This window comes from Wenjunlia vitaminophila DSM 41686, assembly GCF_000380165.1.
Classification (GTDB): Bacteria; Actinomycetota; Actinomycetes; order Streptomycetales; family Streptomycetaceae; genus Wenjunlia; species Wenjunlia vitaminophila.
Genome location: NZ_KB904634.1, coordinates 144,461 through 165,125 on the forward strand (window position 1 = coordinate 144,461; position 20,665 = coordinate 165,125).

General features: G+C 72.6%; 17 protein-coding genes. 11 read left to right on the forward strand and 6 right to left on the reverse strand.

Annotated elements, in window-relative coordinates:
• Window positions 1-90 precede the first annotated feature (90 nt).
• Window positions 91-3,333 carry a glycoside hydrolase family 3 N-terminal domain-containing protein gene (locus A3IG_RS0100555; RefSeq protein ID WP_026219749.1) on the forward strand — a complete coding sequence of 1,081 codons (3,243 nt, stop codon included), beginning with the start codon at window positions 91-93 and terminating at the stop codon, window positions 3,331-3,333.
• Window positions 3,334-3,463: 130 nt separating this feature from the next.
• Here A3IG_RS0100555 and A3IG_RS0100560 read toward each other — a convergent pair whose 3' ends face one another.
• Both A3IG_RS0100560 and A3IG_RS0100565 read right to left on the reverse strand, forming a co-directional pair.
• Complete coding sequence (locus A3IG_RS0100560) at window positions 3,464-4,537, reverse strand: S1 family peptidase (RefSeq protein WP_040910606.1); 1,074 nt, start codon at window positions 4,535-4,537, stop codon at window positions 3,464-3,466.
• 274 nt (window positions 4,538-4,811) lie between these two features.
• Complete coding sequence (locus A3IG_RS0100565) at window positions 4,812-5,270, reverse strand: MarR family transcriptional regulator (protein WP_018381586.1); 459 nt, start codon at window positions 5,268-5,270, stop codon at window positions 4,812-4,814.
• Between the two features lie 211 nt (window positions 5,271-5,481).
• On the opposite strand from A3IG_RS0100565, the gene A3IG_RS28040 reads away from it, so the two are divergent.
• From A3IG_RS28040 to A3IG_RS0100580, 3 genes are all read left to right on the forward strand, one after another.
• A complete protein-coding gene (locus A3IG_RS28040) occupies window positions 5,482-5,826 on the forward strand; it encodes an STAS domain-containing protein (protein WP_018381587.1) in 345 nt (114 codons plus the stop codon).
• A gap of 143 nt (window positions 5,827-5,969) precedes the next feature.
• Window positions 5,970-7,199, forward strand: a complete 1,230-nt coding sequence (locus tag A3IG_RS0100575; protein ID WP_018381588.1) for a cytochrome P450 — start codon at window positions 5,970-5,972, stop codon at window positions 7,197-7,199.
• Window positions 7,200-7,409: 210 nt separating this feature from the next.
• Entirely contained in the window at window positions 7,410-8,108 is a 699-nt protein-coding gene (locus tag A3IG_RS0100580) for a Dps family protein (protein WP_018381589.1), read from the forward strand.
• Window positions 8,109-8,245: 137 nt separating this feature from the next.
• Here A3IG_RS0100580 and A3IG_RS0100585 read toward each other — a convergent pair whose 3' ends face one another.
• Window positions 8,246-9,397: a right-handed parallel beta-helix repeat-containing protein gene (locus A3IG_RS0100585; protein ID WP_157862248.1), complete on the reverse strand. Its 1,152-nt coding sequence runs from the start codon at window positions 9,395-9,397 to the stop codon at window positions 8,246-8,248.
• Between the two features lie 360 nt (window positions 9,398-9,757).
• On the opposite strand from A3IG_RS0100585, the gene A3IG_RS28045 reads away from it, so the two are divergent.
• Complete coding sequence (locus A3IG_RS28045; protein WP_051087336.1) at window positions 9,758-10,039, forward strand: chaplin; 282 nt, start codon at window positions 9,758-9,760, stop codon at window positions 10,037-10,039.
• A gap of 136 nt (window positions 10,040-10,175) precedes the next feature.
• Here the strand turns inward: A3IG_RS28045 and A3IG_RS0100595 are convergent, their stop codons facing one another.
• Both A3IG_RS0100595 and A3IG_RS0100600 read right to left on the reverse strand, forming a co-directional pair.
• The gene (locus tag A3IG_RS0100595; RefSeq protein WP_018381592.1) at window positions 10,176-10,388 is read right to left on the reverse strand and encodes a DUF4287 domain-containing protein; all 213 of its coding nucleotides are present in this window, start codon (window positions 10,386-10,388) and stop codon (window positions 10,176-10,178) included.
• 261 nt (window positions 10,389-10,649) lie between these two features.
• Window positions 10,650-12,218, reverse strand: coding sequence for a transglycosylase family protein (locus A3IG_RS0100600; RefSeq protein ID WP_018381593.1), 1,569 nt, complete (start codon window positions 12,216-12,218; stop codon window positions 10,650-10,652).
• 327 nt (window positions 12,219-12,545) lie between these two features.
• Between A3IG_RS0100600 and A3IG_RS0100605 the strand changes: the two genes are divergently transcribed.
• The 4 genes from A3IG_RS0100605 to A3IG_RS0100620 all read left to right on the forward strand — a co-directional run bounded on the left by A3IG_RS0100605 (window position 12,546) and on the right by A3IG_RS0100620 (window position 16,888).
• Window positions 12,546-13,070: a DoxX family protein gene (locus A3IG_RS0100605; protein ID WP_026219751.1), complete on the forward strand. Its 525-nt coding sequence runs from the start codon at window positions 12,546-12,548 to the stop codon at window positions 13,068-13,070.
• Between the two features lie 143 nt (window positions 13,071-13,213).
• A complete protein-coding gene (locus A3IG_RS0100610) occupies window positions 13,214-14,002 on the forward strand; it encodes an SAM-dependent methyltransferase (RefSeq protein ID WP_018381595.1) in 789 nt (262 codons plus the stop codon).
• Window positions 14,003-14,319: 317 nt separating this feature from the next.
• Window positions 14,320-15,738 (forward strand): aldehyde dehydrogenase family protein, encoded by a 1,419-nt coding sequence (locus tag A3IG_RS0100615; RefSeq protein WP_018381596.1) that lies wholly within the window; start codon window positions 14,320-14,322, stop codon window positions 15,736-15,738.
• A gap of 70 nt (window positions 15,739-15,808) precedes the next feature.
• On the forward strand, window positions 15,809-16,888 hold the full coding sequence (locus A3IG_RS0100620) for a Zn-dependent alcohol dehydrogenase (protein ID WP_018381597.1): 1,080 nt from the start codon (window positions 15,809-15,811) through the stop codon (window positions 16,886-16,888).
• Between the two features lie 51 nt (window positions 16,889-16,939).
• On the opposite strand, the gene A3IG_RS0100625 is transcribed toward A3IG_RS0100620, so the two are convergent.
• The gene (locus tag A3IG_RS0100625; protein ID WP_018381598.1) at window positions 16,940-17,638 is read right to left on the reverse strand and encodes a TetR/AcrR family transcriptional regulator; all 699 of its coding nucleotides are present in this window, start codon (window positions 17,636-17,638) and stop codon (window positions 16,940-16,942) included.
• Between the two features lie 197 nt (window positions 17,639-17,835).
• Here A3IG_RS0100625 and A3IG_RS0100630 point away from each other — a divergent pair, with 197 nt between their 5' ends.
• Window positions 17,836-18,987 (forward strand): acyl-CoA dehydrogenase family protein, encoded by a 1,152-nt coding sequence (locus A3IG_RS0100630; RefSeq protein WP_018381599.1) that lies wholly within the window; start codon window positions 17,836-17,838, stop codon window positions 18,985-18,987.
• Window positions 18,988-19,076: 89 nt separating this feature from the next.
• Window positions 19,077-20,648 (forward strand): FAD-dependent oxidoreductase, encoded by a 1,572-nt coding sequence (locus A3IG_RS0100635; RefSeq protein ID WP_018381600.1) that lies wholly within the window; start codon window positions 19,077-19,079, stop codon window positions 20,646-20,648.
• Window positions 20,649-20,665 lie beyond the last annotated feature (17 nt).

A 20,665-nucleotide genomic window follows, 5' to 3' on the forward strand; every position in this document is an offset into this window, starting at 1 on the left:
TGGATGTCGATCCGATCCCCGGGCACGTGCCCCCCGGGGATCGGAGCGAGACGTGGCAGGGCCCGGTACCGCGGGTCCCTGGCCGGGCGGATCACGCCCCGGGAGGGCCGCCGATCGAAGTCGGGGGCCCGCCGTGGTGCCGTGCTCGCCGCGGCGGTGCTGGTGGCCGGGCTGGTCCCGCTGGGAGTGGGTGGCGCCCCAGCCACCGCCGGAGGATCGGTCGTGGCCGCGGGGCCGGTCATCGCGGGCGATCCGTCCACCATGGACGGCCCCCTCGCGGTCGAGGAACCGGCCGCGGCCGGTGTGGCGCCACCGCGGCTGCTGGACGGCTTCGAGGGAGAGACGCCGTTCGCCACACCCCCGGCCGCCGGGATCTACCCCTGGGGTGCCCACACCCGGGACCGCCCCACCCTGAGCCTGCAGAGGCGCGCCGACGCCCCGGAGGGCCACGCGGTGCTCCACGGAAGGTACGAGATCAGCACCCGCGGCGGCTTCACCCGCAACGTCAGCAACGACGACGCCCCCCAGGACTGGAGCACGCACCGCGGGCTGCGCTTCTGGTGGTACGGGCAGAACGACGTCCCCCTCCCCGCGGGCACCGGGAAACGCATCCGGATCGACATCAAGGACGGTGGTGCCGACGCCGAGGCGTCCGAGCTGTGGACCACGTCGTTCACTGACGACTGGCAGGGCTGGCACCTGGTGGAGATCCCGTTCTCCACGCTGCGGTACCGCACCGACTACCAACCCGTGGGCGGCATCGACCAGATCCTCGACCTCACCCGCGTGTGGGGCTACGCCGTCACCCTGCCCAGTGGGGGCAAGGCCCAGTTCGCCATGGACGGGGTGGCCCTCTACGGAACCCCCGATCCCGAACTGCGGGCCAGTGTGCGCACCGACGCCGCGGTCTACCCGGTGAACGAGGGCGACACGGCCAAGGTCCGGATCTCCCTGGTCACCGCGGGCCACAGGCCGCTGGCCAAGCCGGTGACGGTCCGCTACGAGACCGGTGGGGGAAGCGCCCAGGACGGCAGCGACTACACGCCCGTCTCAGGCAGCTTCACCTTCCCGGTCGGTGCCTCCTCCGGCTCGTCCAGGACCGTGACCGTGCGCACGGCGGGCAACGGGCGTGCGGAGACCGCCGAGACCGTGCCGTTCACGATGCGGGTCCACGGCGCCAGGCCGCCCGCGGACCAGCCGAAGATCGCGATCAACGCCCACGACCTGCCCTACCTGGACCCCGGGCGTCCCGTGGGGGAGCGGGTCAAGGACCTGCTCTCCAGGATGACCCTGGAGGAGAAGGTCGGGCAGATGACCCAGGCGGAGCGGAGCGCCCTGCGTTCCCAGGACGACATCTCCACCTACGCGCTGGGGTCGCTGCTCTCCGGCGGCGGCTCCGCCCCCACCCCGAACAACCCGCAGGGCTGGGCCCGGATGGTCAACTCGTACCAGCTCCGCGCCCAACAGACCCGGCTGCAGGTCCCGTTGCTGTACGGCGCGGACGCGGTGCACGGACACAACAACCTGCACGGCGCCACGATCATGCCGCACAACATCGGGCTCGGCGCCACCCGTGACCCGGCCCTGGTCCAGCGCACGGGTGAGGTCACCGCCCGGGAGACCCGGGCCACGGGGGTCGCCTGGACCTTCGCCCCCTGCCTGTGCGTGGTCCGCGACGACCGGTGGGGCCGTTCCTACGAGTCGTTCGGTGAGGACCCGGCACTGGTGGAGTCCATGGAGACGGTCATCCAGGGTCTCCAGGGCCGGGTCGACGGCCGCGACCTCGCCGACGGCGACCGGGTGCTGGCCACCGCCAAGCACTACGTCGGCGACGGGGGTACCGTCTACGGCTCCTCCACCACCGGCAGCTACACCATCGACCAGGGGGTGACCACCGTCACCCGGGACGTCCTGCGGAGGGTGCACCTCGCCCCGTACGCCGAGGCCGTGCGGCGCGGCGTGGGAACGGTGATGCCGTCGTTCTCCAGCGTGGACCTGACCGATGACGGCAAGGGCCCGGTGAAGATGCACGGCAACGACGAGTTGATCAACGGGGAGCTGAAGGGCCGGATGGGCTTCCCCGGCCTGGTGGTCAGCGACTGGCAGGGCATCGACCAACTGCCCGGTGACTACCCCAGCGACGTGCGGACCTCGATCAACGCCGGCCTCGACATGATCATGGTGCCGGACGCCTACCAGGAGTTCGTCCGCACCCTGCTGGACGAGGTCAGGGCCGGCCGGGTCGACGAGGCGCGGATCGACGACGCCGTGTCGAGGATCCTGCGGACCAAGTTCCAGCTCGGCCTGTTCGAGAAGCCCTACGCGGACACCACCCACGCGGACACGATCGGCTCCGCCCAGCACCGCGCGGTGGCCCGGCAGGCGGTGGCCGGCTCCCAGGTGTTGCTGAAGAACCGCGGCGGACTGCTGCCGCTGCCCGCCGACAGCAAGGTCTACCTGGCCGGCAGCAACGCCGACGACCTGGGCAACCAGGCCGGCGGATGGACCGTCACCTGGCAGGGCGGGTCCGGGAGGACGACCGTGGGAACCACCATCCGCGAGGGCATCCACCAGGTCGCCCCGCGCGCCTCGGTCACCTACAGCAAGGACGCCTCCGCACCCACCAGGGGTCATGACGTGGGCGTGGTGGTGGTCGGCGAGACGCCCTACGCGGAGGGCATCGGGGACGTGGGCAACGAGCACGACATGTGGCTGGGCAAGGCCGACCAGCGGGCCGTGGACACCGTGTGCGGCGCGATGAAGTGCGTGGTGCTGGTCGTCTCCGGCCGCCCACAGCTCCTCGGCGACCAGTTGCGGTCCATCGACGCCCTGGTCGCCTCGTGGCTGCCGGGCACCGAGGGCGCGGGGGTCGCCGACGTGCTGTTCGGCCGACGCCCCTTCACCGGGCGCAACCCGGTGTCGTGGCCCAGGACGATCGATCAGCAGCCGATCAACGTCGGCGACGAGAGGTACGACCCGGAGTTCCCGTACGGCTGGGGGCTGACCACCGAGCACCAGGTGCGCGCCGCGCTGTCGCAGGCCGGCGTGGGCCGCAGGGCGCTGGCCGTCCGGGACTGGGACCGTCACCCGCGACAGGTGTTCCGGTCGTTGTGGCGTGCCGCCGCCATCCTCCAGCACACCCCGCACTCCTGGCGCGAGCGGAACGCGGTCGTCGGTGCCGCACGCCACCTGGCCCAGCGGGCGGTCGTCGCCCATGACGCCCAGTCCGCCACCGCCAAGCTGACCGCGGACGCGGAACACCGTCTGCTGACCGGTGACGTGGTGGGCGCGGTGTCCCTGCTGGCCGAGGCCCACCGGACGGCGGTGGGGTGACGCCCGGCCCGTGGGCCCACCCACCGGGTGGACGCACGGGCCGAGGCCCCGGCAAGGAGGGCCCCGCCGAGGCGGGGCCCTCCTTGCCGGGGCGTGACCTGCGCCGCTGGCGGTGGCCACGGCCCAGGGGTCAGTTCAGCGACACGTCGTACGCGTTGAGTGCCTCGTCCACGGGCTGGAAGTAGGTGATTCCGCCCGAGGCGCAGTCCCCGTTTCCCCCCGACGTCAGCCCCAGGGCCTGACTGCCGTGGAAGAAGGGCCCGCCGCTGTCGCCGGGCTCGGCGCAGGCATCGGTGCCGACCAGACCCGTCACCGTCCCCTGGGGGTAGTTGACCGTGGTGCCCACACTGATCACGTGTCCGCCACGCACCCCGGTGGTGCTGCCGCTGCGCTGCACCGACTGGCCGACGAACGCCGTGCCCACCTTGTCGATCTTCTGGGACCGCCCGTCGTGCAGGCTGACGTCACCGGGACGCGGGACCCAGGCGGTGGTGCGTTCGAGCAGGCCGTAGTCGTTCCCCGGGAAACTGCTGCCGACGGTGTCCCCCAACTCCTCCTGGCCGCGGGGGTCGGTGAACCACTTGCCCCTGCCAGCGGTGCAGTGCCCGGCGGTCAGGGTGAAGTGGCGGTTGCCCCGGTGGACGTTGAAACCGGCGGAGCACCGGATGTTGCCGGCGTAGATGGGCTCCCCGCCGGCCAGGTAGGGGCTGAACCTTCCCCGGTGGCGCTCCAGTCGGGCCGCGTCGCCGAGCGTGGTGATGACGCCGTTGAGCTGGGCGAGTTCGGTGTCGGACACCGTCTCGTCCGCGCGCACCACCACCTGGTTGGACTGGGGGTCCGCCGCCCAGGCGGTGCCGGGGATGCGGGCGCTCTTCTCCAGCGTGCTGAGCGCGGCGGCCAGTTCCACGCCGCTGCGCCTGACCACGCGGGGTGTGGCCCCGGAGGCCCTGACCTGCTCCGCGGCGGTGCTGCTGGTGACGTTGACCACCATCCGGCCGACCGAGTCACGGTAGTAGCCGGCGGTGCTCTCGGGCCCGAGCAGCGACTCGAGGGTGGCCACCCGCCTGACCTCGAGCTCGTCGGCGGGGGCCGCGGTGGCGCCGTGCACACCTGAGGTGGTACTCGTGATCAGGCCCACGGCCGCGAGGGCGACGAAGGGCGCGCGCGGTCTGGCTCTCGGCCGGCGGGGTCTGCTTGCGCTCATCTGAACCTCCTGGGTCGGAGCCGCTGACGGGCTCTCGGATCGCAGCGATCCGTACCCGAAGCACCTTCACCGAACGCCGGGGTGACCACCAACGGAGTACGTCAGGTGACGGCACGTGACGCGCCCTCGCGGCCAGCTCGGACACGCGGGTGAGGATCAGGTGACGTGCCATCAACCAGGTGAGAACCCGTGGTCGCCCTCGACCACGGGCATCCCCGGTCAGGTGGGGCCTCTCGCTGCGCCGTGGGGCGGGACCGCGTCGGGAAGCGGGCGTTCAGGAGGCCTGGCACTGGTCGCCGACGGCCCGGAGGTCGGGTTCCGACCGCGGTGACAGCACGGGCGCCAGCGACTGCGACGGGGTCGGATCACTTTGGGTGTCGGAGCCCTGCGGCTCTTCCCCAGGCGTCTCCCGTTCGACCTCCCGGTCGAGGGTGTCCCGTTCCAGGAACAGCGAGAGCAGCCCGCTGATGGGCACCCCGGCCTCCGCCGGGTGCCGGAACCGGCTGTCTGCATGGACGGTGTAGCGGTTCCGCCGGCCGATCCTGGTCCGGGTGATGCAGCCCGCGGCCTCGAGATCGGCGACGATCGCCTGCGCCGCCCGCTCGGTGATCCCGGCGGTTGCGGCGACCTCCCTCAGCCGCACGTCGGGATTGCGGGCGATCTCAAGCAGGACACGGGCATGGCTGGTCAGGAACGTCCAACGTGCCGCCCGGCGGCCCTCGAGGTCGGCCATGTCCCCATCATACGGTCGCGGGGTCGGATGTCAGCCCTCCACGTCCCCCTCGATTCGCGAATGGTCATTGGCGAATTAAATCTCTGGTGTTGTGTTGACTCCCCGTCGGGAAACGGACCACGATCGAGGGACGCGCCGTTCTGGCGCGAACGGGCTCGATCCCAGCCGGCCACGGCCGGGCCAGGAGAACCCGACCGGATGCGAGGAGACATTGACCACCACCCCACTGTTCGGCGTGCGCGCCACCCACGACGACCACACGGCCCACCTCGCCCTGGACGGCGAGATGGACATGGAGGCCGTGGCAGTGTTCCACTCCCAGGTCTGCCTGTGCCTGTCCTCGCGGCCCGAGGCACTCGTCCTCGACCTCGGCCGGCTCAGCTTCTGCGACTGTGCGGGACTCAACCTGCTGCTGTGGGCGAGGGAGCGGGCCCTGGAGAGCGGAGCCTCCTTCACCCTGCGCCACGTCCGCACCCAACCGGGCCGCCTCTTCGCGGTCTCGGGCACCGCCCATCTCCTGGGAACGGGTCAGAGCACCGTGACGCTCGCCTCGTGACGCCCCCGGCGTTCCCCTGAAAGGGTGCATCGAGGGCTGAACGGCATCAACCCCCACCACCCGGGGCAGGTAGCCCGACAAGGGTCGCGGTACCGGCCGCGCCGCCGTACCGCCCCGCTGCCTCACCGTGGGAGGTGACCGCCGTGGCCACCACGTCCCCGTTGGACGGCCCCCAAGGAGCCGAACGGGAGGTCCGCTTCTGGCCCATGCGTGACCTCGCCGGGCTCGACTTCGACCCGCTGCTGGCCGAACTGCTGGCGAACGACCCGGTCACCCGAATCCGACTGCCCCAGGGCGAGGGGGACGCCTGGCTGGTGACCCGCTACCGGGACGTCCAGTTCGTCTCCAACGACCCGCGGTTCAGCAGGAAGGCCGTCAGGGGACGCTCGGTGACCCGGGTGGCGCCCCACTTCATCCCGCTCGACCAGGCGGTCAACTTCTTCGACCCGCCGGAGCACACCCGGGTGCGCAGGACCGTGGCCAAGGCGTTCGCCGCGCGACGGATGAGGGCGTTACAGCCCCGGGTCCAGCAGTTGGCCGACGAACTGCTCGACGCCGTCGAGCGACACGGACCACCGGCCGACCTCGTCGCCATGCTGCACGCCCCGTTCCCGCTGGCGGCCCTGAGCACGCTGATGGGCGTGCCGCCGGAGGACTGGCCGCGCATCGACGACTGGACCGAGAGGGTGCTGTCCGCGGCCCGGGGCCGGCAGGACAGCGACCGGGCCAAGGCAGAGATGGGCGCCTACTACGCGGACCTGCTCAGGCACCGGCTCGCCGAACCGCGGGAGGACCTGGTCAGCACGCTGGCCCGAGCCGTGCGGGAGGAGCAGGCGACCGAGGAGGAGATGGCGGCGACCGCGGTCCTCATCCACTCGTCGGGCATCCACGCCGTCCGCAACAACAGCGCCAACATGGTCTACGCGCTGCTCACCCATCCCCGGCAGTTGGACAGGCTGCGGGCCGACCGGTCACTGCTCCCGCAGGCCGTGGAGGAGTTGTTGCGCTTCATCCCGCACCGCAACGGCGTGGGGCTGTCCCGCATCGCCGTGGCGGACGTCGAGGTGGGCGGGGTACTGATCCGCGAGGGGGACGCGGTGTACGTGTCCTACCTGTCCGCCAACCGGGACCCGGCCGTCTTCGCGGACCCGGACGCCCTGGACTTCGACCGGCAGCACAATCCCCACCTGGCGTTCGGCCACGGTCCGCACCACTGCCTCGGCGCCTCACTGGCGAGGATGGAGTCGCAGATGATGCTCGCCGGGCTGCTGGACCGCTTTCCCGAGCTGCGCCTGGCGGTGCCCGTGGAGCAGGTGCGGTGGCGAGCGAGCGCCCTGATCCGGGGGCCGGTGGCCCTTCCCGTCACCTGGTGAGCCCGGGCCCCGGCGACCGACCGCCGGGCACGCGCCGGCGCGCCGCAAGGCAGCCCGCTATGCCCTCTATGTACGATATATGGACGTGCACCCTCACCAGGCCATGCCCATGCGAGCCCGAGTGTGCTCCTCAACCTCTTGGGATTCCCAGGGTGGCGAACCGGCCCTCGCGACGGCTGCGCCCGCCCCAGCACAGACAGGAGTGAGACCGTGGCGCACCTCCGCTACACCGTCCCGGGAATGACCACGGCCGAGGCCGGAATGGTCATCGACACCCTCAGGATGCGACTGCACTCGTTGAACGACCTCGCCCTCACCCTCAAACACATCCACTGGAACGTGGTGGGCCCGCACTTCATCGCCGTGCACACCATGCTGGACCCGCAGGTCGACGCCGTCCGCACCATGGCGGACCAGACCGCAGAGCGGATCTCCACCCTGGGCGCCTCCCCCTGGGGAACGGCCGGGGTGCTGGTGCGCGAGCGCAACTGGGACGACTACACCATCGGGCGCGCCGACGCGATCGAACACCTCGGCGCCCTGGACCTGGTCTACTCCGGGGTGATCGCCGACCACCGGGCGGCCGTGGTCAAGTTCGACGAACTGGACCTGGTCAGTCAGGACATGATGATCGAGCACCTGCGCAAGCTCGAGCTCTACCACTGGTTCGTCCGGGCCCACCTGGAGAACGCCAGCGGCGCCCTGGTCGAGGGGCGGGCCGGGGCCCGGGAGGAGGCCGCAGCGGCGAGGACCCCCAAGGCACGCAAGGCCGCCGTCCGCAAGACCGCCGCGCGCAAGCCGGCGACCAAGCGCGCGTCGTCCGGTGCGGCCAAGTCCACCGCGCCCAAGGGCAGGGCGACCAAGACGACCAAGACCGCCAAGCGGAGCACCGCGTCCAGCAGCAAGTGACGGCGCCGAACCCGGGACGGGCCGGAACCAGAACCGGCCCGGCAACGACGGGGGAACGCTGCCGAACCGGTTCTACTCAAGAGTAACTGGCATGACATCCCTTGCAAAGACGAGTCCCCGCGGCACCCCCGTCACCGTCAGGTCCGCTGCGGCGGCGCGGTGAAGGAGACGTCGCCGACGTAGGAGATCGGCCCGGAGGCGATCCTGTTCTCCCGGACCGTGACCCGGCTGATCCCGGCACGCGGCACCGCACGCACCCCGATGGCCAGCCGGTCCGTGTTCGGGTCAAGACTCACGCTGTTGCCGGTGACGGTGACCCCGTCCAGCGGGTTGGGGGTGACCGACCTGACGTGGATGCCACCCCAGCACCCCCGGATGTCGTTCTCCGAGATGACCAGTCCGTCGGTACCGATCGGGCCGATGGCGTCCCACAGCGTCTCCCGGACGGTGTTCCCCTCGATCCGCACGTACCGGTGCCTGATGCCGTCGGCGAAGGTGTGCGACCCCAGCAGCGTCCCCCAGGAACGCCTGGTGGTGGAGGGGCCGCACCGGTTGTGCACCACCCTGATCTCCGAGCAGGGGGTGAGGTCCGCCGCTCCACCCCAGACGGTGGCTCGGGTCGCGGTGTCGAGCTGCACCGCCTCGCCGTGCCACAGCCCGACCGTCGGCGCCTCCACCCATCCCTGGAGCAGACAGCACCGCACGGTGGCGTTCCGCACCGCGTTGAACTCCACGGCGTGCCACCACTTGACGTTGCGGACGACGACGTCCTGCACGACGACGTCCTGGGTGTGCTGGAAGGTGAGGGCGTTCATCGGCGGGGCGCCTGTGGCACGGTCCAGGTCGGGACCGGGCGCCTCGTCGCGCAGGTAGTGCTCGGTGGGGTCCCAGGTGCCGCCCCTGACCACGATGTTGCCCGGCGCCTGGTAGCCGCGGGCATCCGGGGCCACCTCGTTGATCAGCATGCTCGCGGTGCGGACACCGCGTGCGGTTCGCACCCCGGTGAAGCGCGGCGGATAGGGCGGTTCCGGGCTGTGCCGGTGCGTCGGGTCGGGGTCGCGTTCGTAGGTCGCGGGCACCACGGGGAAGTCAGCGACGAAGTGCGCCCCAGTGGCGTCGAGGTGGGTGTTGCCCCCGATGACCAGGCTGTCCCTGAGGACGTGGCGGGTGGCGTCGGCCCTGACCACGATCCGGCCGCGGCCGTCCCGCCCGCCCGGACCGACGACCCCGCGCGCCGCCTCCGCCAGCGCCCGGCGCAGCCGGATGGTGGGACGGTCCTCACCTTGCACCGGTCCGGCCTCCTCGTCCGACGTGCGCACGGGCGCGTAAGTCGGGTTGACCCTATGCGAGTCCGACGCACCACCCGCGCGGATCGCCTGGGACGGCACCGGGTGTCCCGCACCGGTCATCCGGGCGCAGTAGCGGACCGGTCGGTGCTCGGTGACCCCTGACCGGGCCGGTGCGTCCGCGGGGCCGGGGCGACGGCGCGGCGGCACGCCACCAGGAGGACAAAACCCAGATAACCGGAATACCCGGCTTCTCACTGATTCAGCCTAAGCATCCGTGACGTGGCGCCTCGTCGGCCGTTGTTGGTGGCACCGCCGCTTCACCAGCGGTCAGCATGGAAACCGATGAAAGGACACGACTTCATGTCGCGTATCGCCAAGGCCGCCGTTCTCGCTGCCGCAACCGGCCTTGCCCTGAGCGGCTCGGCGGGTGTCGCCGCTGCCGACTCGGGCTCCGAAGCCACGGTCAGCCACAGCCCCGGCTTCCTTTCGGGCAACGCGGTGCAGGCCAACCTCCCCGTCGATGGCCGCAACCTCACGGACGACGTCCTCAGCCTGCTCAACACCACCCAGGGAAGCACCCGCCTCCAGGACGGCGGCCAGTTGACGGCCCACACCACCGCGCACCACTACTACCACCGGTAGAAGCGCACCGCCGCACGTGCCGGACCTGTGCCCCACGGCGGCGGCGTACCGAGGCCGTGGTCTCCCCGTGGACGTCCCAGGGGGGACCACGGCCGTGCCGTCGTGCCGGTCGGACGGGGCGGCGGGGGCTGGGGGCCTACGTGCCGCTGCCCTCGGCCAGGGTGTGGGCCACCAGGGCGTTGGCGTGGCCGTGCCCCAGTCCGTGCTCGGCCTTGAGCCAGGAGACCAGCTCCATGTGCCTGGTCAGCGGAGACGAGCGGATGAGCGCCTTCCAGTGCTCGATCGGATGACCGTACTTCTTCTCGATCGAGGGAAAGTAGCTGGCGGGGCCCTTCACCGTTGCGGTCATGCGCGCACTGTCCTGTCTGTCCGTGGCGGCCGTCGTCGATCACCGTTGACCCGGAGCGCCTGGAGACCACCGCCTCCGCGCCGTCACCGCGTTGCAGTCGCCGCCGGACGAGCCATGCTGGCCAGGGCCCGTGGCAACGGCGCCCGTCCGGCGCGGACCCGTCCCGCTGCCCGGTGCGGCGGTCCTTCCGTCCCTGGTCCGGGCCGTCCCTGGTCCCGGCCGCTCTGGTCGGCGCAGCTCCCGCCGGGACGGCCGGGGTGGTCAGAGGTGTACGCCGTGGCGACGCAGGTATGCCACCGGGTCCACGTCGGAGCCGTACCCGGGCCCGGTGCGCACCTCGAAGTGCAGGTGCGGGCCGGTGGAGTTCCCGGTGGTCCCGGAGCGGCCGATCTGCTGGCCGGCCCCGACCTGCTGGCCCTCCGAGACCGTCAGCGACGACAGGTGGGCGTACTGGGAGTACATCCCGTCAGCGTGCCGCAGCACCACCTGGTAGCCGTAGGCGCCGCCCCAGCCGGCGCTGACCACGGTGCCGTGGGACATCGCCCGCACCGAGGTGCCGACCGGCACCGGGAAGTCCATTCCGGTGTGGTGGCCACTCGCCCACGACGAACCGGGCACCCCGTAGGGGGTGCCCACCGTGGCGACGACCGGGGCGACGGCGGTGGGCGCCCGGCGTTGGGACCTCGCCGGCTTCTGGGCCGCCGGTGCCGGCTTCGGCCTCGGCGCCTTCCTCGCCTGGGGCGCCGCCTTCTCCCGGTGCGTCTTGGGGTGCGCGGGGGCCGGCTTCGCCTTCGGGGCGGCCTTCGGCGTCGGGGCGGGCCTGGCCTTGGGGGTGCTGTGCCTGGCGGTCGGCGCCGGGGTGTCCTGGCGGGCCCTGGTGCTCTCCGGGCTCGGCTCGCGCTTCGGTTGCTGCCGCCCCTCACTCGTTGACGCCGGCCGTCGGGCAGCGGGTGTACGGGGCGCCGCCTGCTCGCGCTCCGCGCCCGCGGGCATCCGCAGCCGCTGACCGGGGAAGATCAGGTCCGGGTCGGACCCCACGACCTCCCGGTTGGCCGAGTACAGCCGGGGCCAACCGCCCCGGACGTCGTGCTCGTCGGCGATGCCGGAGAGGGTGTCCCCACCGACGACCTGGTACGACCGCGCCGCGGCACTGTCCTCGCCGGCCCTGGTGTCCTTGGTGGCCCGGGCCGACCTGGTGCCCCTGGCGTCCCTGGTGTCCTTGGCCTTGACGTCCCTTGCTTTGGCGTCTTTGGCTTTGGCGCCTTTGGCCTGATTGGTGGCCTTGGGAGCCTTGGGAGCCTTGGGAGCCCTGGTGGCCTCGGGGGCCGGGGTGCTCCTGGTGCCGGTCGTCGACGCCGTGACCCCGGCCCGCCGGGTGGGCCGTTCCGCACGTTCCCCGGTGTCCTCCCGACCCGCCTCGGGGGTGGGGGCCTTCCACGTGGTGGACCGCTGGTCACGGCCGAGTCCCGCCCTGGGCCCGCAGGTGGGCCAGGCCCCCGGGCCCTGCGAGTCCAGGACCGCCTCGGCCACCGCGATCTGCTGCTCCTTGGTGGCCAGGTCAGCGCGCACGGCGTACTTGGTGCCACCGTGCGCCTTCCAGGTGGAGAGGGTGAACTGCAGGCCCCCGTAGAAGCCGTTCCCGGTGTTGGTGTTCCAGTTCCCGCCGCTCTCACACTGGGCCACCTTGTCCCAGGTGCTGGGCGCCGCGGCACCGGCACCGGTGGCGCTCAGCAACGGAAGCGCCATGCCCGTGCCCGCGGTGACCGCCAGGGACACCTGGGAGAGCCGGTTGGGCGGCTGGGGGCGGCGGTGACGTCCGCGAGGCGGCATGGGCAGGAGATCCTCTCCACTGCGGCGACCAGCTCCTCCGCCGATCCCCGCGGGACGACGGACGTACCAAGTAATCAGGCGGATCTGTGAGCCACAAGAGGTCCAGTGAGCATGTACGTGATTCACCGTAGGAACATCTCGGGCGCATCCCCACCATCGGGGCTCCCGCGGGACCCCTGCGGGACCACGCCCGCCAGCGCGCTCCGGTCGGCGGCGGACGACTCCTCAAGAGCCCGGGTTGGACCTGCGCGGAGGGTCCGCCGGGTGGCGGTCCACCAGGCGGAGGCAGTGCGGAATGGTCCGGGCGAAGTCGGGAACTGGAGCGTCATGTCAGTTATGCGGCAAGTCGCGCGTCCCATGCTGGCCTGGATCTTCATCCAGTTCGGTTTCAACCACCTGCGTGACCCCTCCGCCGCCGCCCCGGCGGCCGAAGCGGTCGTGACTCCCCTCGCCGAGTACCTGCCCGGTTTTCCGAAGGACCACGAGCAGGCGGTACGGCTGAACGGCGCGGTGCAGGTCGGCGCCGGGGCCATGCTGGCCATGGGGCGGATGCCCCGGGCGGCGGCCCTCGCCCTGGCCGCGTCCCTGGTGCCGACCACGGTCGCCGGGCACGCCTTCTGGAAGATCGAGGACCCCCAGGAGCGCAACCAGCAGCTCGTCCACTTCCTGAAGAACCTCTCCATGCTCGGTGGTCTGCTCCTCGCCGCCGCCGACACCGGTGGCCGTCCCTGCCTGGCCCGGCGCTCGCGCGCCGCCACCGCACACGCCCGGCGGGACGTCCGACTGGCCTGCCGTTCCGCTCAGGCCGCGAACACCGCCCGGGGCGTCAAGGAACGACTGCCCGGCCGCTGACGGTCCGGACCCGCACCGGGGGCTCCCGCTCGAGCACGGATATGACGTCGTATCAGTACCGAGCGACGTATCCCGTTATGCTGCGGGGCCACAACGGCCCGCGCACAGGGCGCCGGCTGCGGGGAAGGACGACAACGCTGACCATGGCCCACGACATACGCGGGATCGACCTGGAGATCGACAAGCCGCACCCGGCCCGGATCTACGACTACTGGCTCGGCGGCAAGGACAACTTCGCCCCGGACCGGGAGGCAGCCGAGTACGCCATCAGGACCTCACCCGACGTCCCCATCGCCGCCCGGGAGAACCGCGACTTCCTCCGGCGAGCGGTCCGCATGTGCGCGCAGGCGGGGATCCGCCAGTTCGTCGACGTCGGCGCGGGACTCCCCACCCGGGGTAACGTGCACGAGATCGCCCAGCAGGTGGACCCCGACACACGGGTCGTCTACGTGGACAACGACCCCATCGTGCTGGCCCACGGCCGGGCCCTGCTCGCGGACAACCGCACCACCACGGTGATCACCGCGGACATGCGCGAACCCCAGGCGCTGCTCGGCCACCCCGAGCTGCTCGAGCACATCGACTACCGGCAACCGGTGGCGGTGCTGCTGCTGGCCGTCCTGCACTTCCTCGACGACGAGCAGGCCGCGGCGGCGGTGGCGGCGGTCCGCGAGCGGATGGCCCCGGGCAGCTACCTGCTGATCTCCTTCAGCTCCGACGAGTCCAACCCGGAGAAGGCCGCCGAGATCGCCAAGACCTGGAAGAACACCACGACGGGCATCGTCCTGCGGCGACGGGACGCGCTGGTGCGGTTCTTCGAGGGGTTCGACCTGGTCGATCCCGGCATCGTCCACCCCCCGTTGTGGCGGCCGGAGGGGTCCACCGAGGGCACCACCACCTGGATGTGGGCGGGAGTGGGACGCAAGCCCTGACCCCGCGTCGCGCCCCGTCCGCCCGGTCGACGACCGGTCGACGCGCGGCGGGTCACTGGTGGGCCGGCGGTGGCCCGGCGGTCGGCGCGCGGTGGAGCCCGGGTGGACGCCCCGCCCTCTCCCGCTCGGCCCTGACGGTGGCCTGCGCGGAACCTGCCTCGACTCGCCCGACGTGGCCGGTCGGCGGCGGCGACGGCGGGGCAGCGGCATCCCTTTCCCTGGGGAACGGCCCTGCATAAACTACCGGCGCTAGCAGCACCCGCCCAGGAGACCGCACGCCCACCGATGGATGGGCCAGCGAGACCAAGGAGCACGCGGTGGCACCCCACGACGGTTTCTACATCGACGGCGACTGGCGGCCACCGTCACGCGGTGACGTGCTGGAGGTGGTGAACCCGGCAACCGAGCAGGTCGTCGGTACCGCCCCGGCCGGGTCGGCGCAGGACGTGGACCGGGCCGTGCGGGCCGCCTCGGCCTCGGCCGCCGCCTGGGCCAACACCGAGCCCACCCGTCGGGCGGAGCACCTGGCCCGAATACGGGACGGTTTGGCGGCCCGACAGGAGGACCTGGCCCACTGCGTCGTCGCCGAGATGGGCTCCCCCCTCACGTTCTCCCGCAAGGTCCAGGTCGGTCTCCCGGTGACGGTGGCGGCGTCCTGCGTGGAGCTGCTGACCGGCTTCGAGTTCGAGGAGAAGATCGGCAACTCCCGGGTGCTCCACGAGCCCGCCGGCGTGGTCGCGGCGATCACGCCCTGGAACTACCCGCTCCACCAGATCGTGGCCAAGGTGGTGCCCGCCCTCGCCGCCGGGTGCCCGGTGGTGCTCAAGCCCGCGGAGAACACCCCGCTGGTGGCCCAGTTGTTCGCCGAGATCGTGCACGAGGCGGGGCTGCCCCCGGGGGTGTTCAACCTGGTGACCGGGGTCGGCTCGGTGGCCGGCGCCGCGCTGGCGGCGCACCCCGGGGTGGACCTGGTCTCGTTCACCGGCTCCACCGCCGTGGGTCGGGCCATCGGCCGGGTCGCCGGCGAGAGACTGAAACGGGTCGCCCTGGAGCTGGGCGGCAAGTCCGCAACCGTCGTCCTGTCCGACGCCGACCTGGAACGCGCCGTGCGGGCCGGGGTGGGCAGCGCGTTCGCCAACGCCGGTCAGACGTGCAGCGCCTGCACCCGGATGCTGGTGCCCGCCGACGTCCACGACGAGGCCGTCGAGCTCGCGGTCCTGGCCTCCGCCAGGTACCGGCCCGGCGACCCCACCGACCCGGCAACCCGACTCGGCCCGCTGGTCTCCGCGCGCCAAAGGGAGCGGGTGCGGGGCTACCTCGCCGAGGGCCCCCGGTGCGGCGCCCGCCTGGCCGTCGGCGGCGCAGAACCGCCCGACGGCCACGACCTGGGCTACTACGTGCGGCCCACGATCTTCGCGGACGTGCCGCCGGACTCCCCCATCGCCCAGGAGGAGATCTTCGGCCCGGTCCTCTCGGTCATCCCGTACCGGGACGAGGACGAGGCGTTGGCCATTGCCAACGGCACCCCCTACGGTCTGTCCGGCGCTGTCTGGTCCGCGGACGAGGACCGCGCGGTGGCCTTCGCCCGCCGGATGCAGACCGGTCAGGTGGACATCAACGGCGGCGCGTTCAACCCCCTGGCGCCGTTCGGCGGTTACAAGGACTCCGGCGTCGGCCGGGAGCTGGGCCGGCACGGTCTGGTGGAGTTCCTCCAGACCAAGTCGCTCCAGTTCTGAGCCCGCCGTCGCCCCGGGTCCGACCGGGCTGCTCCCCCGCCACCCGTCGCCCTCACAGAACCGGAGAGTCATGGTCCACGCCATCGTCCTGACCGCCGTCGGCGCACCCCTGGAGCTGTCCGAGATCGACCTCCCCGAGCCGGGCCCCGGCCAGGTCAGGGTGCGCCTGGCCGCCGCCGGCGTCTGCCACTCCGACCTTTCGCTGGGCAACGGGACGCTGCGCCAACCCGTCCCCGCGGTCCTGGGCCACGAGGGGGCCGGCACGGTGACCGCGGTGGGTCCCGACGTCACCCACGTCCACCCGGGCGACCAGGTGCTGCTCAACTGGAACCCGTCCTGCGGCGCGTGCCACCCGTGCACGCTCGGCGAGCCCTACCTGTGCGCCCGGTCGAGCGAGGGTGCCGCCACCCCGTACGCGACGCTGCGCGACGGCACCCCGCTGTACGCGGGCCTGGGCACGGCGGCCTTCGCCGAGGAGACGGTGGTCGGCGCCCGGGCCGTCCTCCCGCTGCCCCCCGGGGTGCCGCTGACCACGGCCGCCCTGCTGGGCTGCGCGGTGCTCACCGCCAACGGCGCGGTGAACAACGCGGCCCGGCTGCGCCGTGGCGAGTCCGCTGCGGTGTACGGTCTGGGCGGCGTCGGCCTGGCCGTGGTGCAGGCAGCCAGGATCGCCGGGGCCGACCCCATCATCGCGGTGGACGTCTCACCGCAGAAGGAGGAGTTGGCCCGGGCCCAGGGGGCCACCCACTTCCTGCTCGCCGACGAGGGCACCCCCAAGGAGATCCACGCCATCACCGGCCACGGCGCCGACCACGCCTTCGAGTGCGTGGGGCGCTCCTCCACGATCCGCGCCGCGTGGTCCTCCACCCGTCGCGGCGGCCACACGACCGTGCTGGGCATCGGCCGCCGGGACGACCAGGTGACCTTCTCCGCCCTCGAGCTGTTCCACCAGGCCCGCACCCTGACCGCGAGCATGTACGGCAACAGCGCACCGGACAGGGACCTCCCGGCCCTCGCCGAGCAGGTCCGCACCGGCCTCCTCGACCTCGACGCCCTGGTCACCGACCGCGTCGGGCTGGACGGCGTCCCCGCCGCGTTCGACCGCATGCTCGCCGGTAGGGGCGGGCGGACCCTGGTCGTCTTCGACTGAGGGTCCGGCGGCCCGAGGCTCCCGCCAGTGCCGCCGCCGTCCCCGGGCGGCTCACCCGGAGCCGGGGTGGCACTCCTGGGTGGGGATCTGCACCGTGGGCTCGTCGGGAAGCGGCGGCAGGGGCCCCACCACCGCCTCGTAGCGCAGGGACAGGCCGCTGATCAGGGCCTCGAGGCCCACCTCGAAGGCCAGCTCGTCCACCTCCTGCTGGTACCGCGGCAGCAGGTGCGCCTGGGCGAGCGCCGGGTAGCGCTCGCGGTACAGGTCGGCGTCGTCGACGAAGCCACGGGCGAACGAGCCCAGGGCGGAACCGGCGATGAAGTAGCGCATCATGGCACCGATCCGGGTGGCGTGCGGCACCGGCCACCCCGCGTCGCGCAGCCCGCCGAACACCGCGTTGGCGAGGCGCAGCGAGGCGGGCCGACGGCCGGGGCCCTGGGCGAGGAAGGGAACGATGTTCGGGTGGGCCGCGAGGGCCGCGCGGTAGGAGCGGCCCCAACGGCGCAGTGCCACCCGCCAGTCGCAGGAGCCGAACATCGACAGGTCGACCTGGGCGACGACGCTGTCGGCGGCCGCGTCCAGGATCTCTTCCTTGGTGGCGAAGTGGTTGTACAGGGAGGGTCCGCTCACTCCCAGTTCGGCGGCGAGCCGACGGGTGGACAGGGCCTGGAGACCCTCACTGTCCATCAGGGCGAGCGCCGCCTCGACAATGCGTTCCCGGCTCAGCAGTGGGTGGCGGGGCCTCGCCATGGCTGCGGGGTCCTTCACGGTCGTCACAGGTGGGGCGAGGCCCATTGTTCCATCTTCCGAGGGGTGGTGGACCACAGTAACTAGCAGTGGTAGTTTCCTCCCCCCGCACCGTACGCTCCGTCAGCCGATGACCGCGAGACGCCACCGTGGCCGCCGACAGCGACGGCCACTTCGCGACAAGGACCGAGGGACCCGCGATGAATCTGGAGCTCTCCGACGAACAAGCGGCCGTGCGCATGCTGGCCGCGAGGTTCACCGACCGTGAGATCATCCCGCACGCCGCCTCCTGGGACCGCGCCGAGTCCGTGGACCGGGCCGTCATCGGACACCTCGCCGCACTGGGCTTCCTCGGCCTCACCGTGCCGGTGGAGCACGGCGGTTCCGGCGGCGACCACCTCTCCTACTGCCTGGTGCTCGAGGAGTTGGGCCGGGGCGACTCCTCCGTGCGGGGCATCGTCTCCGTCTCCCTGGGGCTGGTCGCCAAGTCGATCCACACCTACGGAACACCGGACCAGCAGCAGCGGTGGCTGCCGGCCCTGTGCGCCGGGGAAGCGCTCGGCTGCTTCGCGCTCACCGAGCCCGACACGGGGTCCGACGCGGCCAACCTGAGTACCCGTGCGGTGCGGGACGGCGGTGACTGGCTCCTGCACGGCACCAAGACGTTCATCAGCAACGGCACCTGGGCGGACGTGGCGCTGGTCTTCGCCCGCACCGGCGGGGCGGGGCACCGGGGCATCACCGCGTTCCTGGTGCAGACGGACGCCCCCGGCTTCACCCGGGCCGACCTGCGCGGCAAGCTGGGGCTGCGCGGACAGGCCACCTCCTCGCTGTTCCTTGACGGGGTGCGGGTCCCGGACTCGGCGAGGCTCGGAGCCGTCGGGCAGGGCTTCACCGTGGCGATGTCCGCGCTGGCCAAGGGCCGGATGTCGGTGGCGGCCGGATGTGTCGGGATCGCCCAGGGCTGCCTGGACGCGGCGGTGCGGTACGCCAACGAGCGCACCCAGTTCGGCCGACCCATAGCCGGGCACCAGTTGGTGCAGGAGCTGTTGGCCGACATCGCCGTGGACACCGACGCGGCCCGCCTGCTGGTGTGGCGGGTCGCCGACCTGATCGACCGCGGCCAGCCGTTCGCCACGGAGTCGTCCACGGCCAAACTGTTCGCCAGCGAGGCGGCGGTGCGCGCGGCCAACAACGCGCTCCAGGTCTTCGGCGGCTACGGGTACATCGACGAGTACCCGGTCGGGAAGTTCCTCAGGGACGCCCGGGTGACCACGCTCTACGAGGGCACCAGCCAGATCCACAAGCTGCTCATCGGCCGGTCGCTGACGGGCGTGAACGCCTTCACCTGAGCGCCCCGGGCGCCCCGGGGGTGGCGGGAGGTCGTTTAGCCGCGGCGCTGCTGGGCAGTCGGTGGCGTGCCCAACGGAAGGTGACCGCCATGCCGCTGCCTCCGCTGCACGCGTCCTACTGGATGGACTCCACCCAGAGCACCGACTTCCCCTGTCTGGACGAGGACCGGGAGGCTGACGTCGTCGTGGTCGGCGGTGGCATCGCCGGGCTCTGCACCGCCTGGGAACTGGTCCGCGCCGGTCGGGGCGTGGTGCTGCTGGAGGCCGGGCGGATCGCCTCCGGGGTGACCGGGCACACCACGGCGAAGCTGTCCTGCCTGCACTCCCTGATCTACGCGCGGCTGCGGGCCGCGTCGGGAGCCGACGCGGCCCGCTGGTACGCCACCTCCCAGCGGGAGGCCATCGACCGCGTGTTCCGGCTCGTGGAGGACCTCGGGGTGGACTGCGAACTGGAGACCGCGGACTCGTACACCTACGCCGTCACCCCCGACACCGCGGCCCGGGTGCGGGAGGAGGCCGAGGCGGCTCGGCAGGCCGGGCTGCCGGCGTCGTTCGTCACCAGGACGGAGCTGCCCTTCCCGGTCGCCGGCGCGGTGCGGGTCGCTGACCAGGCCACGTTCCACCCCCGCAGGTTCCTGCTCGCGCTCGCCGCCGACCTGGTGGCCCGTGGGGGCCGGATCTTCGAGGGAAGCCGGGTGACCGGGCTGCGCGAGGGCGAGCCGTGCCGAGTGACCACCGAGCCCGGCCCCGCGGTGACCGCCGCGGACGTGGTGGTCGCCACCCACTACCCGGTGTTCAACCGCGCGCTGTCCTTCGCCCGGCTGGAGCCGCGCCGGGAGCTGGTGATCGCCGGCCCGGTCCCGTCGGACCGGGCCCCGGCGGGGATGTACCTCACCCCGGACCAGAACACCCGCTCGGTGCGGACCGCCCCGTACGGCGCGGGGCAGCGCCTGCTGATCGTCACCGGTGAGCACTTCGGGCCGGGCACCGGCAGGGTGCGCGAGAGGCAGGAGCGGCTGACCGCCTGGGCCCGGGAGCACTTCCCCGACCTGGTGCCCACCTACCAGTGGGCGGCCCAGGACAACGCCACCACCGACGGCCTGCCCCACGTCGGGCCGTTCCACCCCCGGGCGCGCCACGTCCACGTCGCCACCGGGTTCGGGGGCTGGGGGATGAGCAACGGTGTGATGGCCGGCGGGCTGCTCGCCGCCCACCTCACCGGGCGGGAGCTGCCACCGTGGGCGTCCCTGTACGACCCCCGGCGGCTGCACCCGGTGCGCGAGGCGCCGGCCCTGCTGGGGTTGCAGGCGTCGGTCGCCCGGCACTTCGTGGGGGACCGCCTGCCGGGGGCCACGACGGACTCGGTGGCCCGGATCGCGCCCGGGGGCGGCGCCGTGGTCCGGTGCGGGGGCCGCCACCTCGCGGTGCACCGGGACGACCTCGGAGGGCTGCACGCGGTGCAGGCGCGCTGCACCCACCTGGGCTGCCTGGTCCGGTTCAACGACGCGGAACGCACCTGGGAGTGCCCGTGCCACGGTTCCCGGTTCGACGTGGAGGGACACGTCCTGCAGGGGCCCGCCGTCCGTCCGCTGCGTCCGGAGCCGGTCCGCGACGATCCCCGCACCGACCCGGGCACCGACGCCGGGACGCCGCCGCACTGACCCGGCCCGCGCCGCGG

Bases quoted from the DNA above. Each gene is read 5' to 3' on its own strand.
- A3IG_RS0100635 (WP_018381600.1), top strand. From the start codon at position 19,077: ATGCCGCTGCCTCCGCTGCACGCGTCCTACTGGATGGACTCCACCCAG.
- A3IG_RS0100595 (WP_018381592.1), bottom strand. From the start codon at position 10,388: ATGACCGCAACGGTGAAGGGCCCCGCCAGCTACTTTCCCTCGATCGAG.
- A3IG_RS0100620 (WP_018381597.1), top strand. From the start codon at position 15,809: ATGGTCCACGCCATCGTCCTGACCGCCGTCGGCGCACCCCTGGAGCTG.
- A3IG_RS0100600 (WP_018381593.1), bottom strand. From the start codon at position 12,218: ATGCCGCCTCGCGGACGTCACCGCCGCCCCCAGCCGCCCAACCGGCTC.
- A3IG_RS0100565 (WP_018381586.1), bottom strand. From the start codon at position 5,270: ATGGCCGACCTCGAGGGCCGCCGGGCGGCACGTTGGACGTTCCTGACC.
- A3IG_RS0100605 (WP_026219751.1), top strand. From the start codon at position 12,546: ATGTCAGTTATGCGGCAAGTCGCGCGTCCCATGCTGGCCTGGATCTTC.
- A3IG_RS0100630 (WP_018381599.1), top strand. From the start codon at position 17,836: ATGAATCTGGAGCTCTCCGACGAACAAGCGGCCGTGCGCATGCTGGCC.
- A3IG_RS28045 (WP_051087336.1), top strand. From the start codon at position 9,758: ATGTCGCGTATCGCCAAGGCCGCCGTTCTCGCTGCCGCAACCGGCCTT.
- A3IG_RS0100625 (WP_018381598.1), bottom strand. From the start codon at position 17,638: ATGGCGAGGCCCCGCCACCCACTGCTGAGCCGGGAACGCATTGTCGAG.
- A3IG_RS0100610 (WP_018381595.1), top strand. From the start codon at position 13,214: ATGGCCCACGACATACGCGGGATCGACCTGGAGATCGACAAGCCGCAC.
- A3IG_RS0100560 (WP_040910606.1), bottom strand. From the start codon at position 4,537: ATGAGCGCAAGCAGACCCCGCCGGCCGAGAGCCAGACCGCGCGCGCCC.